The organism is Eubacterium ventriosum (assembly GCF_025150745.1).
GTDB lineage: Bacteria > Bacillota > Clostridia > Lachnospirales > Lachnospiraceae > Eubacterium_G > Eubacterium_G ventriosum.
In genome coordinates, this window is record NZ_CP102282.1 from 2,098,106 (window position 1) to 2,116,037 (window position 17,932).

Genomic DNA, 17,932 nt, shown 5'->3' on the forward strand with positions numbered 1-17,932 from the left:
AGTTTCTTATTACCACATTTTCCAAAAACCCGGTTCATATATCTGCTGGAACTTTGCCACTGAATACTGGTCGCTCATTCCTGCAATGTAATCGCAAACTACTCTTTCCTCATCCTGACCTTTTTCTTCAATCAGATATATAAACTCTTCAGGCATTAATTCTACATTTCTCATATAATACTCAAACAGCATTTTAAGCATTGCCTTGGCTTTTGTTTCTTCACTTTTGGCCAACGGATTAGTATATACGTTCTTAAACATATATTTTCTAAGACCCATCATAGCATTCTCAACTTCCGGTGACATTAAAATATCATTCTTATCAATGCTATGAGATACAACATCATGTATTAAAGTATCCAATCTAACCTTTGTAGTATCTCCCAATATATCTGCATATTCTTTTGGAATATCTTTCTCTGTGATTATCTTTCCTCTTATGGCATCATCAATATCATGATTAATATAGGCTATCTTATCTGATAGCCTTACGACCTTTCCTTCCAAAGTTGATGGATTACCGCTTGTTCTGTGGTTAACTATGCCGTCTCTTACTTCTTTTGTAAGGTTAAGCCCCTTACCGTTATTCTCCAATATTTCAACTACTCTTATGCTCTGTTTGAAATGTTCAAAGCCCTGACTGCAAACATCATTAAGTGCCGACTCTCCTGCGTGGCCAAATGGTGTATGCCCCAAGTCATGTCCCAAAGCTATGGCTTCTGTCAAATCCTCATTAAGCCGCAATGCCTTGGCAATTGTTCTTGCAATCTGCGCAACTTCCAGTGTATGTGTAAGTCTTGTTCTATAATGGTCACCCATAGGTGCAAGAAAAACCTGTGTCTTATGCTTCATTCTTCTAAACGCTTTACAATGTATAATTCGATCCCTGTCTCTCTGATAAACTGTCCTAATGTCACATTGTTCTTCTTCCCTGTCTCTACCCTGACTTTCACAACTTAATGATGCATAAGGGCTTAGGTATTTTCTTTCTAATTTCTCACTTTGTTCTCTAATATTCATAAGGCTTCACCTCCACTAATATATGTGGTTACAAATATGTAGTCGAAAATATGTTCATAGTATTTATTTAGATTTTAACACATTTTTTACTTTTTTCATATAGGATTTGGGTGTTAAAACACCTAAATCCTACTAAATCTGCCAAAAACCAAAAAAGCATTACCAAAGTCCTGATACAATATTGCCACTTGTTAAATCCCGTTCTTTTTTCATTTATTCCGCTCCGTATTTTTACTATTTCATTTAACTAGTTTACTTTTTTTAAGAAATTAATGCAATGACTGTCACCGAAAACTTCAATTACAGCTTTAATTACAGCTTTAATTACATCTTTGATTACAGAACTTTTGTCACCTGAAAAATATTGCTTGCTATTTTATTCAAAATGTAGTAAAACTTTTAGGTAACGCAAATTACTAAGTTACATGCAGTTGTGGCGGAATTGGCATACGCGCATGATTCAGGTTCATGTTCTCGCAAGGGAGTGTGGGTTCAAGTCCCATCAACTGCATTTAAGTAGAAAATATGTGTTTGGTTGTCAAATTTCACTTACATAATTCTACTAAAAAACAACTTTTTAAAAAATTTAAACTTTTTAAAAAAGTTGTTGACACATAGCTAAGTTGATGGTATTATCTTACTTGCGTGTGAAACGTACGCGGAAGTGTCGGAACTGGCAGACGAGCAAGACTAAGGATCTTGTGATCAATGCGATCGTGTGGGTTCAAGTCCCATCTTCCGCATATTGAAAGCTTTGGAAGTTATTCCAAAGCTTTTTTTATTTTTTCACATCTTAATTTTCCACACTTTTCACAACACTTATAAAATCCCCGAAAAGCAGGCTCATCGCCTACTCATTCGGGGATTTCTACAATTCTGTAATCTTATGAAAATTTCTGCTTGTACTTTCCTATTCTGCAGTTGTTTCCTGTGCTGTTGTCTCGCTTACAGTAGTTGTTTCTTCTGTTGTCTCTTCCACTGTTGTTGTTTCTTCTTCCAATTCTTCAACATCTTTTGAAAAGGCATCATTTACTGTACTATCTACCACATATACGTTAGTGTCATCATTTACCATCATATAGTATTTTGTAGAATCATATGGATTAGTACTACCAATATATATTTTATTTACTTTTCCATCATTATCTGTAACAGTTATTGAATTTGTTTCACCTGTTATATTCCCATCAGAATCCTTTGTGAATCCGTACTGTGAAATATCTTCAGGGCTATCAATCTTGGTTGATGCATCTATTTCAACCAGTGTTGAAAGCATTTCACTATTTATATTATTTGAATCAAGACTTTTTGATGTGTCACTTTCATCTTTCCACTTGTCATCTTTTTTCACAAGATTAATTGTGGCATCTTCATAATTATAAGAAACTTTAGTAAGGTCCTTATAATTTTCTATTTCTAAAACTTTTATAGTTGAAGCTTCTTTTTCATTTGACTCTTTATTTTTGTAATAAGATGTGATTCCAAAATATCCACCTATGCAAACAATAAGTATCACTGCCAACACTATAAATTGAATTTTTTGTTTTCTCATTATCTCTTTCTCCTTCTAACCCAAACCACAATTCCTGCTAACAGGATAATTACAGGTACTACTACTGAAATTAAAATTCCAAATAATCTGCTTCCTGATTCTGTTACTGTTAACTGTTCACTTGAAAGACTCTTTGCGGGTACCGATACTGTTTCAACTTCTGTATCAATGTAATCTTTCAATGCGTTATTTACTATCTGAGTGTTTGACTGAGAAACACTATTATCCATTGTGTCTGATAATGAGTATACTGAACCAAATACAAGTAAACTTGCTGTGTTAGTTGTTGTTTCATCTGTAGAGTCACTATTTTCCTCTGATGAATTACTTGTATCTGATGATTTATTTGAATCATCATTTGTTTTAGTTGTTGTTACAGTTTTTTCTACTGAAACTACTATATCAAATGGTCCATCCACATCCCCACTCTCTTTCTTGTATGTTGTTGCTTTAGAAGCATTCGTCTTAAGAACTGAATCTGATGATGTGGAAGCAAGTGCTGTATAAGTAATTGAATCATCACTATTTTTAACCTGCTTTAATCCTGATGTATAAGGTGCAAATACATAACTTGAAAGCCCTGATGCGTAACCTGTTATTCCATCTGCAAAAGCAAACCATGGGCCATACTGGGTTGAATAATATGAAGTATTATTTTCTGCCACTACACCTGACTGAACATTAATGCCAAACTCTTTAAGAATAGAATTAAAGTTTGGCTTGTCAACGCCCTGACTTGTAAGATTTTCCAAACCTATAATTGCTTTTCCGCCATTATTTAAATAATTAATTACTATTTTTGCTTCATCTTCTGTATAGTCCTTTTCAGGTCCCAAAATAAGAAGTGCTGCACACTCGTCCGTTGTAATTTCTGTTCTATTTACTAATTTAATAGATTCTATTTCTGCATTATATTTTGAAACAATATCTTTTAAATTACTGTCTGAGCCAAAATTTGTTGTGTCCGTTACAGCTTCGTCATGACCTTCAATCTGATATATTTTATACGTTGTATTTGATCTGACATATGAAATCGCACTGTCTAGCTGCCCTTCACAATCATATGAAGATGCATTGTTTGAACCGGATGTGTAGTAAGAATAGGAATCCGAAACATAAATATCGTTGTAATCTACTACCTTTGATTTACTTGTTTTCTCATTTACAACTATTAAACTGTTTGATGTAGGTGCTGTATCAGTATATTTCTGATAGAAATTTGGATATAAAGTTGTATCCTTATATTCAACTTTAATATGCTTTGACGTAGACTGATACCTTTCAAGAGTTTTCTTTATTGTTGAATCTGCACTTGTTTTTGGTGCCATTACGTAGATAGTTATATCCGAATCTAATTTTTTAAGCATCTTCTTTGTATCACTAGAGATTGAGAACAGTGCTGTTGATGTCATATCAATTGTTGCGCTGCTGACTTTTGATGTAACAGTTGTGGCAATCATATTTGCAAAAACAGTTACTGCTACAACAATGGCAATAAATCCCATGCTGAAAACTCCTGTACCGATAGTTTTCTTTGATACATTCCATCTTCTTTTTTGAATTGACTGACATGTAAGGAAAAGGAATAGCACTGTAATTGAAATGTAATAAACAACTGCAGAAAGACTAATTACTCCATTTAAAAAATCCTGTACCGGTGTATACAAATCAAAACATCCAAGAATCTTTGTTAAAATGTTCCCATTAGATGAAATCATATTTTCCAACGACTGCATCATATATCCCATAAGAAGCACTACAATGCTTAAAATTGCCGAAATAACCTGACTTTCTGTTATTGATGAAATAAATATGCCTATTGCTATAAAAGCTGTACCATAAAGAAATAATCCAAAAATATTTGTGTATGATGTCTTAAATGATACTGTTCCAAAACTTGAAAGAATTAAAGGATACAGACACATTACAAAAACAGGTACTGCATAAATAGTTTCAAGTGCAAAAAACTTTCCTACAACTATTTTTCCAACAGATACCGGTGCTGTAAGTATTAACTGGTCAGTTTTCTGTCTACGTTCATCAGCTATTACTTTCATAGTCAAAATCGGCACTGTAAATACTAAAATCAATAAGCACTGATATACGGAATACATTTCTGAAACTCCGTAACTCAAATTATAATATACAAAAAATATTCCTGCTATTAACGTTGTAACTGCAATAAACAGGCACGCTATTACTGAAGTAAAATAGGATTTTAACTCCCTTCTATAAATCGCTAACATTGTCTTCTTCCTCCTGTTTATCTTTTTTCTTCTTAAATCTGCTCTTCTTTTCAGGCGTGGCATAATCTTTTGTTAATTCAATAAATATATCTTCCAAAGTTTTCTGCTTAAAACTCATTTCCATAATAGGTAAATCATTTTCAGCACATATATAAAATATTTTTTCTCTTAAATCAACATCTCTGTCACTTTTAATTTTCAACCTTACAATATTTTCTGCCTCCGATTCAGCAAATTCATATTCAAAAACATCTTCAAGGCTTTCTATCATCTCCTTAACTTTGTCTTTATCACCTTTTATTTCAAGTTCAAGATTATTCTCTCCTGCCATTTGTTCAACAAGCTGTTTTTCTGTTCCTTCAGCAGCTAATTGTCCTCTTGAAATAATAAAAATGTATTCACAAACTTCACTTATTTCTGATAAAATATGAGAACTTAAAATTACTGTGTGATTCTTGCCAAGTTCTTTAATTAGTTGTCTTATTTCAATAATCTGCTTTGGATCAAGTCCTACTGTAGGTTCATCTAAAATAATTATTTCAGGCATTCCAATTAACGCCTGGGCTATTCCAACTCTTTGTTTATATCCTTTTGACAAGTTCTTTATAAGTCTGTTTTCAACCTGTGTAGTTTTAGTCATTTCAAGAACTTCTTTAATATTTTTCATTTTTTCTTTTGCCGGAATCTTCTTTAATTCAGCCACAAAAACAAGATATTCTTTTACTGTCATATCCTGATAAAGCGGTGGAATTTCAGGAAGATATCCTACACATTTCTTTGCCTTTTCAGGCTCTTTAAAGATATCATATCCATCAATTTTTACCGTTCCGCTTGTTGCTCCAATATAGCCTGTAATGATGTTCATTGTAGTTGATTTGCCTGCTCCGTTTGGTCCTAAAAATCCATAGACCTTCCCCTTTTCAAGATTTAAATTCAACCCATTTACGGCAATATTATCGCCATATTTTTTAACTAGATTTTCTATTTGTATGCCACTCATTAACACACCTCCCTGTTTTTCTAACTATTAAAAATTATAGTTTTCATTTGTGTTTTTTATTAGTTAAAATTGTGATTTTTATAGGTATAAAGTGTGTTTTTATTTTGTTGAAAATGTGAATTATCCTGCAAAGTATTTTTATATATTGAAAGTTATGAGAACTTTCCTATATAATAAAAACTCCACGCCAACCTGTGTCAGCGCGAAGTTTCATGTAATTATCTTTTAATATTAAATTATACTCCGATGTTCATAATCTTTCTTCAATCAATACCTATTTATGATATAGTCTATTTTGCCCAAAACTTGTCATATATTCCAAAAGCAAATATAAACAATACAATTAAAGGCAATATATATGTAAGATATACTCGCATCCAATTATGAATCTTTATACCTTTTCCTGTATTTGCCTCTTCTTTATAATTCTTCCAGCCCCAACCGAACTTACTTGTACAGAAAAGTAAGTATATTAATGAACCAAGTGGCAACCATATATTACTTACAAGAAAATCTTCAAAATCTAGGAATGAACCACCGAATACTCCAAGCCAGTCAAATGACCAAAGATTAAATCCTAATACACATGGCATTGAAAGTAATGCCACAAGAATCATATTAACTATACTTGATTTCTTTCTGTTAAATCCTGTAAGTTCCATACCACACGATACAATATTTTCAAATACCGCAAGTACTGTTGAAAAAGCTGCAAATGTCATAAACACAAAGAACAAACTTCCCCAAACTCTACCAAAAGGTATGTTATTAAAAATATTTGGTAATGTAATAAAAACAAGACTTGGTCCTTGTGTCTGATCTACACCAAATGTAAAACATGCAGGAAAAATAATTAAACCTGATGTTATTGCAACAAAAGTATCAAGAGCTGCAATTGTTACAGATTCACCTAAAAGTGAACGATCTTTTCCAATATAGCTTCCAAAAATTGCCATAGCACCTATTCCAATACTAAGTGTAAAAAATGCCTGATTCATAGCTCCTACTGCTGTATTGCCAATACCTGCCGCTTTTGCTCTTTCAATGCTTGGAATTAGATAAAAACTTAAACCTTCCTTTGCTCCCTTCATGAAGAAACTGTTAATTGCAAGGATAACCATAATTGCAAGCAATGCAACCATCATAACCTTTGTAACCTTTTCAAGTCCATTTTGAAGTCCAATGGAGCAAATAAAAAATCCCACCACTACTATAATAAGCATACAAATAGTCATTGTTACAGGTTTTTGCAACATTTCCGAAAATACATTTGCTACTCCATCTGTATTAAGTCCAACGAATTTTCCTGTGCTTGTAAGATAAAAATAGTAAAGCATCCAACCTGCAACCGTTGTGTAAAACATCATTAGTAAATAATTGCCTATTAAAGCAATATATCCGTGAATATGCCATTTTTGTCCCGCTTTTTCAAGAGCTTTGTATGCCTGAGCCGGACTTTTCTGGCTTGCACGTCCCACAGCAAACTCCATTGACATGATAGGAATTCCAAGCATTACCAAAAATAATAAATAAAGTAATACAAAAAATCCTCCACCACCTTGGCCTGCCATATAAGCGAATTTCCATACATTCCCTATTCCAATTGCACATCCGGCTGAAATTAAAATAAAGCCCAAACGTGATTTCAACTTTTCTCTTTCCACAATTTTTTCCTTTCAAGAAAAAAGGAACTACTCATCTGAATAGTTCCTATTTTTGTATGTTAATGTATTTAATAAACTATGCTAATTTTGCTTTAGCAACTTCTACTAACTTAGCAAATCCTTCAGCATCGTTAACTGCCATTTCAGCTAACATCTTTCTGTTCATTTCTACACCAGCTAACTTAAGACCATACATAAACTTGCTGTATGAAAGTCCATTGATTCTAGCTGCAGCATTGATTCTTGCAATCCATAACTGTCTGAACTGTCTCTTCTTCTGCTTTCTGCCAGCATATGAACTTGTTAAAGCTCTCATAACTGACTGCTTTGCTACTCTATACTGTTTTGATCTAGCTCCTCTATAACCTTTAGCTAGTTTTAATACTCTATTATGTTTCTTCTTAGCGTTCATTCCGCCTTTAATTCTTGCCATTTCTTCTTCCTCCTACTATAGATTATAAATAAGGTAAAATCTTCTTCATATTCTTTACATTTGTAGCATCAGTTGTTGTTGCTTTTCTAAGATTTCTTTTTCTCTTAGCTGATTTCTTTGTTAAGATATGTGATTTGTAAGCTTTATTTCTTTTAAGCTTTCCTGTACCTGTTTTTTTGAAACGTTTTGCAGCTGCTCTGCTTGTCTTAATTTTTGGCATGTTTGTGTCCTCCTTAAATATCTTAAAAGCTTAACGCTTTTTTTCTAAAAACATTGTCATGTTTCTGCCTTCTAATTTCGGTGCTTTCACAACTGATGCAATATCTTCAAGCATCTTTGCAAAGTCATCAAGCACATGTGCATTACTACTAATGTGCGCCATTTCTCTTCCTCTGAATCGAAGAGTTACTTTAACCTTATCACCTTTTTCAATAAACTTTCTGGCATTGTTAGCCTTTGTTTTTAAGTCATTAATTTCAACGTTTGGTGATAATCTAATTTCTTTTACTTCGACAATATGTTGTTTCTTCTTTGCTTCCTTTTCACGCTTCTGCTGTTCATATCTGAACTTGCCATAGTCCATAATCTTACAAACCGGTGGCTTAGCCTTAGGTGAAATCTTAATCAAATCAAGTTCTGCTTCATCTGCTAACTTCTGAGCATCTCTTGAAGACATAACTCCCAACTGTTGTCCGTCTGTTCCAATAACACGAACTTCTCTATCTCTAATCTGTTCGTTAATCATTAAATCGCTAATAGTATTGCACCTCCAAATTATTTCTTCAAAAAGAAAAGTGGATAACCCACAGATTACCCACTATTATTTCTACACAATAAAATCGTTATAAAAATATTAACCTGGAATCACTTAAAAAGTGTCTTGGTGAGAGCGGATACTCTGCTTTCTTTTTTCACATCAGTGTTTATATTACCATCTTCTCATCCATATGTCAACATTTTTTATAACTTTTTTTGATTACAGTGTTCCAAATGAGCATAAAAGCGAAGCTCTTGCTTTGCGATATGCGAATTTGGTGGTGGATTGCGGCAGTGCGTAGCACGTAACAATCCGTGTAATCAATATATTTACATTCTACAACTCTATTTTTTCGTATGTGCTTGCACAATTGCAGAAAAATAAGTTGATTCTACTTACAACCACATTCAAAGCTTCCACATTCTGTCTGGCTTTCATGCTTTGCTCCATTACCTGAAATTGTAATTTTGTCCGCATGGCACTTAGAATTATCATTAAATACACAATTCTTAGCTTCACATGATACATCTAATGTATCCTCCGGACCTGCGTTGCAATGACATGCTTGTGCTGTTGTGCCCTCAGTCTTCTCTTTAAAATCCCCACAATAAGTCGCATCAATAACAGTTGCATCCTGTCCTTCTACATTTATGCCGTCACGACAACATTTTGATGACTTATTGTAATAACAGTTTTTTACATTACATTCTAAATTAGTCATAATAACACTCCACCTAAATTTATTTCGGATTTTATCCGATACATTTAGTGTGGAGTGTTTTTTATTTTTTATTCATTTAGTTTTTGTAAAAATAATTTTAAACTAAAGTATGCTTATTTACTTTTAATTAAACATTACTTGTTTTCTTCTACTTCAACTTTACGGATTTCTTTTGTTCTGATTTCCTTACAAATCTGTTCAATAAATTCATCCAAAGGCTTAACACCTTCATCTCCTGCAAAACGGCTTCTAACTGATACTGTTTCGTCAGCTTCTTCCTGCTGTCCTACAACAAGCATGTATGGAAGTTTATCAAGTCTTGCCTCCCTAATCTTGTAGCCAATCTTTTCTGAACGTGAATCAACTGTAACATCAATACCATTCTTCTTTAATTCAGCCGCAACTTTGTCAGCATATTCAACATATTTGTCTGAAATAGGAAGTACTCTAACCTGTTCAGGACATAACCATGTTGGGAACTTTCCTGCATATTTTTCAATAAGCCATGCAAGTGTTCTTTCGTAGCATCCAATACTTGTTCTGTGGATGATGTATGGACGTTTCTTTTCACCATTTTCATCAATATAATACATATCAAACTGTTCAGCTAAAAGAGCATCCCACTGAATTGTAATCATTGTATCTTCTTTTCCATAAACATTTTTTGCATTAATATCAACCTTTGGTCCATAGAAAGCTGCTTCTCCAATATCCTCTACAAAAGGAATATTTAATTCATTTAAAACGTTTCTGATATCCTGTTCTGTTTCATTCCAAACTTCAGGTTCTCCGATATATTTTTCTCTATTTTCAGGATCCCATTTTGAAAGATGATATGTTACATCTTCTTCTAAGCCTAAAGTCTGTAAGCAATACTGAGCTAAAGCAATACAATTCTTAAATTCTTCAACCATCTGGTCAGGTCTTACAATAAGATGTCCTTCTGAAATTGTAAACTGACGAACTCTTGTAAGCCCGTGCATTTCACCTGAATCTTCATTTCTGAAAAGTGTTGATGTTTCACCATATCTGCAAGGTAAATCTCTGTAGCTCTTCTGGCTTGCTTTGTATACATAATACTGGAACGGACATGTCATTGGACGAAGTGCAAATACTTCTTTGTCTTTTTCTTCATCTCCCAAAACAAACATTCCATCTTTATAATGATCCCAATGTCCTGAAATCTTATACAAATCACTCTTTGCCATTAAAGGCGTCTTTGTACGTACATAGCCCCATTCATTATCTTCAAGGTCTTCAATCCATCTCTGTAATTTCTGAATCATTCTCTGTCCCTTTGGCATTAATAATGGAAGTCCCTGTCCGATAACATCAACCGTTGTGAAAAGTTCCATTTCCCTACCAAGTTTATTATGATCTCTGTTCTTTGCATCTTCTAATTCTTCAAGATATTTATTCAATTCATCTTTGCTATCAAAAGCTGTAGCGTATATTCTCTGCAATCTTGCTTTTGAAGAATCACCTCTCCAATAAGCCATTGATGATGAAATAATTTTAAATGCCTTAATTGATTTTGTGTTCATAAGATGTGGTCCTGCACATAAGTCTACAAATTCACCCTGGCTGTAAAATGAAATTGTTGAACCTTCAGGTAAATCTTTAATTAATTCAACTTTGTAAGGTTCATTTCTGTCTTCCATATATTTGATTGCATCTTCTCTTGGAAGTGTAAATCTTTCAAGTCTGGCACCCTTTTTAATGATTTTCTTCATTTCAGCTTCGATTTTATCTAAATCCTCTCTTGAAAAAGGTTCATGCTCAAAATCATAGTAAAATCCTGTATCAATTGAAGGTCCAATTGCTAATTTTGCTTCTGGGAATAAATTTTTAACAGCTTCAGCCATAACATGTGATGCTGTATGTCTATATGCAGCCTTACCTGCTTCATCCTTAAATGTAAGAATGTTTAATGTACAATCCTTGTCAATTGTTGTTCTAAGGTCTACAACCTCTCCATCAACTTCGCCTGCACACGCAGCTCTTCCTAAACCTCCTGCAATGTCAAATGCAATATCATTTACTGACATTGGTTCTGAATATTCTTTTACTGAACCATCTTTTAAAGTAACTTTCATAGTGTTTTCTCCTTTACTTCTACAATGTTTATTCTGAAACATACAGGTTTCTTCTTTTGTTTTTTGTATTAAAAAAGTCCCTGTTTATGTTTCCATAAACAGGGACGTAAAATACGCGGTTCCACCCTGATTGTTTCTGTCAAAATCTATTCTGACAAAAGCCTCTCATTCTGATTATAACGGAATCACCGGACTTGATTAGAGTCGCTCAGAGGTAGTCTTCAATTATCCTTCTGTAAAATGCTCTCAGCTATGCATCTCTCTCTGTGACCCTCCGGATAACCTACTCGTCTCGTCAACGCTTTGTTCACCACTCATTATATCATTGCTTTTTTTGTTGTCAAATACTATTTTGAAATCTTATAAGAAAATTTAACTTTGGCATGATCATATACCCAATCTACCGCCTTATCCATTAATGCTCCCTGACGGATTTCCTCGTCTGTATACTGTGACTTCATATCTTCTTCTGATTCAAAATCACCTTCCTGATATAACTCATCCCACTTATTCTGAATATCTTCATCTGTAATCTTGTTAGCAAGACCTTCTTTTTCAACAATTGCCCACATAACCATTTCAGACTTAAGTGCATTCATGTATTCATCTTCCATATCATCTTCTGTCATACCATTTATTTCCAGATATTCATCAGTTGTCATACCGAAAAATTCAGCATTATAATTGTAATCACCATCCACTTCTTCAATAACTCTCTGATATGCTGTCTCTGAATATTTATTTACGACAGAACTTTCAAGGACTTTTGACCATAACTCAGCTTTTGCATCTTCTATAAGACTCTGTTTACACCATTTATAAAAATCATCAGCATTTTCCAAGCCATAATCATCATAGTAGTTCTCTTTAACCCACTTGTCAGTTACCTTTTCTACGTATAATTTTCTAACTGATTTTATTTTTGCTACAAACTTAACATTCTTACCTGAATAGTCGCTGCCATCTGTTGCAAAATCTGAAGCATTTAAACCTTCAATAGTAATTTCTTCACCTGATTTATGTCCCTTTAGGGCATCTGAAATAATTTTTAATGCTCCTTTTGAATTTTCACCAATAATAACTTCCTGATCTTTATGTGTAATGTTGCTGTCTTTCTTATCATCAACATATCCTGTTAAATTATACTCAACCTGATCAGTATCTTCTGCAACTTTCTTTGCTGTATTATATTCATTAGTTTCATCTGAAACACTTTCATCCCACATATCCTGTGTTATCTCATAAGTTAATCCCTTATAATTTCCTAAAGAAATATAATTGCTAAAGTAATCCTTCATACTGCTAACACCATAATTCATCTCTTTAAGCAACTCTTTCTCAGGTTCTACTTTTTTCTGATAATAAACAACACCTGCAAAAACAGCCAAAATTATAATTATTAATCCCGGAACAACAATTTTTCCGAATTTAAAACCGTTCTTTTCGTTTTTATTATCTGACGGATTCCCGTTTTTTCCATTTGTTTCAATTGTTTCTTCCTTTGTAGTTTCTTCAACTGTTTCAATTTTTTCAACACTTTCATTTGCATCTGTCTGTGTTTCTAAGTCCTTGTTTGTTTCTTCCATAACCTCTCCTTGGCACTTTATTTTTTAGTTTTGCAACATTAAACTCTTTCAATTTTCCTATTCTACAATTTTAATTTATAGAAAAAGGACCTTATTACAAGGTCCTTCTTATTCTAACATAAATTAGTTAATTAATATATGTTTTTTTATATTTTTCATATAATTTTAACAATTAATGTTGCTATTTATTTTAACCAAATTAGTTTTCAACTGTGTAGTTTGGTGCTTCTTTTGTAATATGAATGTCATGTGGATGACTTTCTTTTAAAGATGCTGCTGAAATCTTAACAAACTTACCTGTTTCCTTAAGTGTTTCAATATCTTTTGCTCCACAATATCCCATACCTGATCTAAGACCACCCATTAACTGGAATACTGTATCTTCTAATGTTCCCTTGTATGCAACTCGCCCTTCAACACCTTCAGGTACAAGCTTCTTAGCACCACTCTGGAAGTATCTGTCTTTGCTACCATTTTCCATAGCTGCAATTGAACCCATTCCACGATATACTTTGTATTTACGTCCCTGGAATAATTCGAAATCTCCAGGTGCTTCATCACATCCTGCAAACATTGAACCCATCATACATACGTTTCCACCTGCAGCAATGGCTTTTACAATATCACCTGAGAATTTAATACCACCATCTGCAATAATTGGAACACCATATTCCTTAGCAACTTCATAACAATCCATAATAGCTGAAACCTGTGGTACACCAATACCTGCAACAACTCGTGTTGTACAGATTGAACCAGGTCCAATACCTACTTTAACTGCATCTGCTCCTGCTTCAATTAAATCTCTTGTAGCATCTCCTGTTGCAACGTTACCTGCAATAACCTGAAGGTCAGGATATGCTGCCTTAATCTGCTTTAATGTATTGAAAATATTCTGTGAATGTCCATGAGCTGAGTCAATAACAATAACGTCAACCTTAGCTTCAACTAAGGCCTTAACTCTTTCCATAACATTAGCTGTAATACCTACAGCAGCACCACATAAAAGTCTTCCCTGTGAATCCTTTGCTGAAAGTGGATACTTAATCTGTTTTTCAATATCTTTAATTGTAATGAGTCCTTTAAGATTAAAGTCATCATCTACGATTGGAAGTTTTTCTTTTCTTGATTTTGCAAGAATTGCTTTTGCTTCTTCAAGTGTTACTCCTTCTTTTGCTGTAATAAGTCCTTCTGAAGTCATTGAATCCTTAATAAGTTTTGTTTCATCTGTTTCAAACTTAAGATCTCTGTTTGTAATAATACCAACTAACTTCTTTCCTACAACAATAGGTACACCTGAAATACGGAATTTTGCCATTAAATCATTGGCATCTTTAATTGTATGTTCTGGAGATAAGTAGAAAGGATCAGTGATAACACCATTTTCTGAACGTTTTACTTTATCTACTTCGTCGGCCTGCTGTTCGATTGTCATATTCTTGTGAATAATTCCAATACCACCCTGTCTTGCCATAGCAATTGCCATTCTGTATTCTGTAACTGTGTCCATTCCGGCGCTCATCATCGGAATATTTAATTTGATCTTCTTTGTAAGGTGTGTTGATAAGTCAACCATATTAGGTGTAACTGTTGAGTACTGTGGCACTAATAAAACATCATCAAATGTAATTCCTTCACCAATAATTTTTCCCATTGGTTCTTTCCTCTCTTTCTCTTTTTATTCTTAATGTATTGTCTGCATTGCAGAGAAAGTGCCATCCCGTATATCTATCTTTCAAGATACGTTAAGACGACACTTTTATTTGTATTTTCAACATACTAACAAAAAACAATAGTATTGTCAATATTTTTTCAAGAGACAAACCTGATTTATTTTAACGCAAGCACTTTATAATTGCTTATTTAAAAATATTATTTTATCTCTTTACTATTGATGGTCTCATATGACGCATTGCCTCAATAAGCTTTTCATCAGCATTAAATAAGACCTGTACTGCTCCCTTGTCAGTATTTGTTATCATAGAATAAAGATCACTACTTCCATATCCTGTTGAATAATCAAGCGTCACTATATTTCCTGCTCTGCTCTTAATTTCGTCAGATACAGCAGGTGCTATAATTTCAGCCTGTTTTATATCAAACTCATCAACATGTTTTCTTTTTCTTTGTCCCATGATTTTTTCAATTGTTAACTCTGTGTTTAGAAAAGAATATTCATATTCTACACTAGTGTAAGCCCACACAAGATATGTTAAATATGCGAATAATATAGTTAATGTCAACCCAAGCATTCCTAAGAATAAAATTGTGCATAATGACAAAACTGTCAATACAACAGCTAACACTCTTAATAACATTCCCTTTATATCTACTTTTCTTTTTACTATTCTTTCTATAAAAATTTCATCCATACGTTAAGTCTCCTACTATTCTACTGAAGCAATATAGTAGTAAATAGGCTGTCCACCCGGATATACTTCTACTTCAATTTCAGGCAAAGCTTCTGCAATCTTATCTGCCAGCTTATTTGCTGCTTCCTCTGTAACTTCAGCACCATAATATAAACTTACGATTTCTGATTCTTCATCCTGCATCTCTTTAATCATATTAATTGTTGTATCGTCGATTTCTTCTCCTACTGCAAGGATTCCTTCATCGCCAATACCCATAATGTTGCCTTCTTTGATTTCCTTGTCATCAATAACTGTGTCTCTTACAGCGTAAGTAACCTCACCTGTCTTAACATATGACATACTATCAATCATGGCTTCTTTATTGTCTTCAGGACTATTATCCGGAATAAATCCTATCATTGCTGAAATTCCCTGTGGAATAGTCTTAGATGGAATAACAATAATATTTTTGTCTTCAACAAGGCTTTCCGCCTGCTGAGCCGCAAGAATAATATTCTTGTTGTTAGGCAATACATAAATATTGTCTGCATTAATCTTATCAATTGCGTTTAAAATATCTTCTGTACTTGGATTCATTGTCTGCCCACCTGAAATAATATGGTCAACATTTAATCCCTTGAATATTTCATCTAATCCTTCTCCTACTGATACAGCTACAAAACCATATTTCTTTCTTGGTTCGTCAGCTTTCTGCTGTTCAGCCATCTTTTCTGCATTCTTGATTAAGCGTTCCTGATGCTCTTCTCTCATATTGTCAATCTTCATTCTTGACAATGAACCATATGTTAAAGCTTTTGTAATCGCTACACCAGGCTCGTTAGTATGAACATGCACCTTTACTATTTCATCATCAGCAACAAGAACAATTGAATCACCAATTGATTCTAAAAATTCTTTAAATGCCTTTTCTTCTGACTTAGGCATTTCTTTATCAAGATTAATAATAAACTCTGTACAGTAACCGAATTTAATTTCAACATCATCCATAGGAACTTCTTCTGTAACCTTAGTTCCTGCTGTCTGTACAGGTTCTAATGTGTAATCTATCTCTTTTCCTAAAAGAGCATCAAAAGCCCCCTTGATAACTGTCATCAATCCCTGTCCACCTGAGTCAACTACTCCTGCCTGTTTCAAAACCGGAAGCATTTCGGGTGTCTGACTTAAAACATAATCACCATGCTTAATTATTTCATCAATTACATGCACAAGGTCATCACTTTCGCCTACAAGCTCGCATGACTTATCAGCCATTCCTTTAGCAACTGTAAGGATTGTTCCTTCCTTAGGCTTCATAACTGCCTTATAAGCAGTTTCTACTGCTTTTACACAAGCTCTTGACAAAACATCTACGTCAATCTGATCTACCTTCTTAATCTCTCTTGTAAATCCTCTAAAAAGCTGTGATAAAATAACACCTGAGTTACCTCTTGCACCTCTTAAAGAACCAGTTGAGATAGCCTTGGCAATCGTTTCCATTGTCGGTTCTGTAATTGCGCCTACTTCTTTAGCAGCGGACATAATTGTTAAAGTCATATTTGTTCCTGTATCCCCATCTGGTACAGGGAAAACATTCAACTCATTTATCCATTCTTTTTTTGCTTCTAAATTCTTAGCACCTGCAATAAACATTTTTTGTAATGTTTCTGCATTAATTGTTGTCATTTCCAAAATAATATCCTCCTGGGGTACTAATCAATGTTTCTTACGCCTTCAACGTACACATTAACTTTCTTAACTGACATACCCGTAAATTCTTCTACTTTGTATTTTACATTTGAAATAATATTGTCTGCTATTGTTGCAATATTAACACCGTAAGATACAATAATATGAAAATCTATAGTGATTTCATTATCTTCATCAATTATTACATTAATTCCCTTAGTTGAGCTATCTCTTTTAAGAAGTCTTACAAGACCATCTTTCATGCTTACCATTGCCATACCAACAATACCAAAGCATTCATATGCTGTTTCTGATGCGTATTTTGCAACAACTTCAGGGCTAATCAATACCTGACCTAAATCAGTGTTTAACTTACCTTTCATATATGTTCCTCCTAAAATCGAACTTCTAATAATTATACTATCTTTTTTAGAAAAAGGAAAGAGTTACATTTATATACTAAAAAAAGTTATCATTCATAAATGATAACTTTTTTTATTTCGTGCATACATGCTCTAACAAACTATGCTCTTTCAACTTTACCAGATTTTAAGCAAGAAGTACAAACGTACATCTTCTTTGATCCGCCTTCAGTCTTAACTCTAACAGATTTAATATTTGATTTCCACATTTTATTAGAACGTCTATGAGAATGGCTCACAGCGTTTCCAAAGTGAGCACCCTTACCGCAAATACTACATTTAGCCATAATAGCACCTCCTTTAATAAATTAGGTCGAACTCTCAATCGACCTGACACAAAGAGCATTCTATCAGATACAGACAAATTTTGCAAGTACTTTTTTCCAGTATATTGT

Annotated in this window: 16 protein-coding genes, 2 tRNA genes and 1 other annotated feature; of the genes, 2 read left to right on the forward strand and 16 right to left on the reverse strand. The window is 33.6% G+C overall.

The genetic code is table 11. The annotated features are described in order from the left end of the window. Positions 1–9: 9 nt before the first annotated feature. Entirely contained in the window at positions 10–1,020 is a 1,011-nt protein-coding gene (locus NQ558_RS09390) for a deoxyguanosinetriphosphate triphosphohydrolase (RefSeq protein ID WP_005359373.1), read from the reverse strand. Between the two features lie 427 nt (positions 1,021–1,447). Here NQ558_RS09390 and NQ558_RS09395 point away from each other — a divergent pair. Both NQ558_RS09395 and NQ558_RS09400 read left to right on the forward strand, forming a co-directional pair. Continuing rightward, positions 1,448–1,531 (forward strand) — tRNA-Leu (locus tag NQ558_RS09395). A 147-nt stretch (positions 1,532–1,678) separates the two neighbouring features. Next, positions 1,679–1,763, forward strand: a tRNA-Leu gene (locus tag NQ558_RS09400). Positions 1,764–1,930: 167 nt separating this feature from the next. On the opposite strand, the gene NQ558_RS09405 is transcribed toward NQ558_RS09400, so the two are convergent. From NQ558_RS09405 to rpmB, 15 genes are all read right to left on the reverse strand, one after another. Further along, entirely contained in the window at positions 1,931–2,572 is a 642-nt protein-coding gene (locus NQ558_RS09405; protein WP_005359370.1) for a DUF4340 domain-containing protein, read from the reverse strand. Continuing rightward, on the reverse strand, positions 2,572–4,818 hold the full coding sequence (locus NQ558_RS09410) for a Gldg family protein (RefSeq protein WP_005359368.1): 2,247 nt from the start codon (positions 4,816–4,818) through the stop codon (positions 2,572–2,574). The genes NQ558_RS09405 and NQ558_RS09410 overlap by 1 nt, the downstream gene beginning before the upstream one ends. Continuing rightward, entirely contained in the window at positions 4,802–5,818 is a 1,017-nt protein-coding gene (locus NQ558_RS09415) for an ABC transporter ATP-binding protein (RefSeq protein ID WP_005359366.1), read from the reverse strand. The genes NQ558_RS09410 and NQ558_RS09415 overlap by 17 nt, the downstream gene beginning before the upstream one ends. Positions 5,819–6,108: 290 nt before the next feature. After that, on the reverse strand, positions 6,109–7,482 hold the full coding sequence (locus NQ558_RS09420) for a sodium-dependent transporter (RefSeq protein ID WP_040446017.1): 1,374 nt from the start codon (positions 7,480–7,482) through the stop codon (positions 6,109–6,111). Positions 7,483–7,558: 76 nt separating this feature from the next. Continuing rightward, on the reverse strand, positions 7,559–7,915 hold the full coding sequence (rplT, locus tag NQ558_RS09425) for a 50S ribosomal protein L20 (RefSeq protein ID WP_005359363.1): 357 nt from the start codon (positions 7,913–7,915) through the stop codon (positions 7,559–7,561). Positions 7,916–7,937: 22 nt separating this feature from the next. Beyond that, positions 7,938–8,135, reverse strand: a complete 198-nt coding sequence (gene rpmI / locus NQ558_RS09430; RefSeq protein WP_005359362.1) for a 50S ribosomal protein L35 — start codon at positions 8,133–8,135, stop codon at positions 7,938–7,940. A gap of 30 nt (positions 8,136–8,165) precedes the next feature. Next, positions 8,166–8,660, reverse strand: a complete 495-nt coding sequence (infC, locus tag NQ558_RS09435) for a translation initiation factor IF-3 (protein WP_005359358.1) — start codon at positions 8,658–8,660, stop codon at positions 8,166–8,168. A gap of 403 nt (positions 8,661–9,063) precedes the next feature. Beyond that, positions 9,064–9,393, reverse strand: coding sequence for a DUF1540 domain-containing protein (locus NQ558_RS09440; RefSeq protein ID WP_005359355.1), 330 nt, complete (start codon positions 9,391–9,393; stop codon positions 9,064–9,066). A 134-nt stretch (positions 9,394–9,527) separates the two neighbouring features. After that, positions 9,528–11,489, reverse strand: a complete 1,962-nt coding sequence (gene thrS, locus NQ558_RS09445; RefSeq protein ID WP_040446015.1) for a threonine--tRNA ligase — start codon at positions 11,487–11,489, stop codon at positions 9,528–9,530. 97 nt (positions 11,490–11,586) lie between these two features. Further along, positions 11,587–11,797, reverse strand: a binding site (T-box leader). A gap of 39 nt (positions 11,798–11,836) precedes the next feature. Beyond that, positions 11,837–13,075 carry a trigger factor gene (locus tag NQ558_RS09450; protein ID WP_005359352.1) on the reverse strand — a complete coding sequence of 413 codons (1,239 nt, stop codon included), beginning with the start codon at positions 13,073–13,075 and terminating at the stop codon, positions 11,837–11,839. A gap of 199 nt (positions 13,076–13,274) precedes the next feature. Next, positions 13,275–14,729 (reverse strand): IMP dehydrogenase, encoded by a 1,455-nt coding sequence (guaB, locus tag NQ558_RS09455; RefSeq protein ID WP_005359350.1) that lies wholly within the window; start codon positions 14,727–14,729, stop codon positions 13,275–13,277. A gap of 223 nt (positions 14,730–14,952) precedes the next feature. Further along, positions 14,953–15,447 carry a DUF6106 family protein gene (locus NQ558_RS09460; protein WP_005359349.1) on the reverse strand — a complete coding sequence of 165 codons (495 nt, stop codon included), beginning with the start codon at positions 15,445–15,447 and terminating at the stop codon, positions 14,953–14,955. A gap of 15 nt (positions 15,448–15,462) precedes the next feature. Next, positions 15,463–17,112, reverse strand: coding sequence for a DAK2 domain-containing protein (locus tag NQ558_RS09465; RefSeq protein ID WP_005359347.1), 1,650 nt, complete (start codon positions 17,110–17,112; stop codon positions 15,463–15,465). 26 nt (positions 17,113–17,138) lie between these two features. Beyond that, entirely contained in the window at positions 17,139–17,498 is a 360-nt protein-coding gene (locus tag NQ558_RS09470; RefSeq protein ID WP_005359345.1) for an Asp23/Gls24 family envelope stress response protein, read from the reverse strand. Positions 17,499–17,638: 140 nt separating this feature from the next. After that, positions 17,639–17,824 carry a 50S ribosomal protein L28 gene (rpmB, locus tag NQ558_RS09475; RefSeq protein WP_005361840.1) on the reverse strand — a complete coding sequence of 62 codons (186 nt, stop codon included), beginning with the start codon at positions 17,822–17,824 and terminating at the stop codon, positions 17,639–17,641. Positions 17,825–17,932 lie beyond the last annotated feature (108 nt).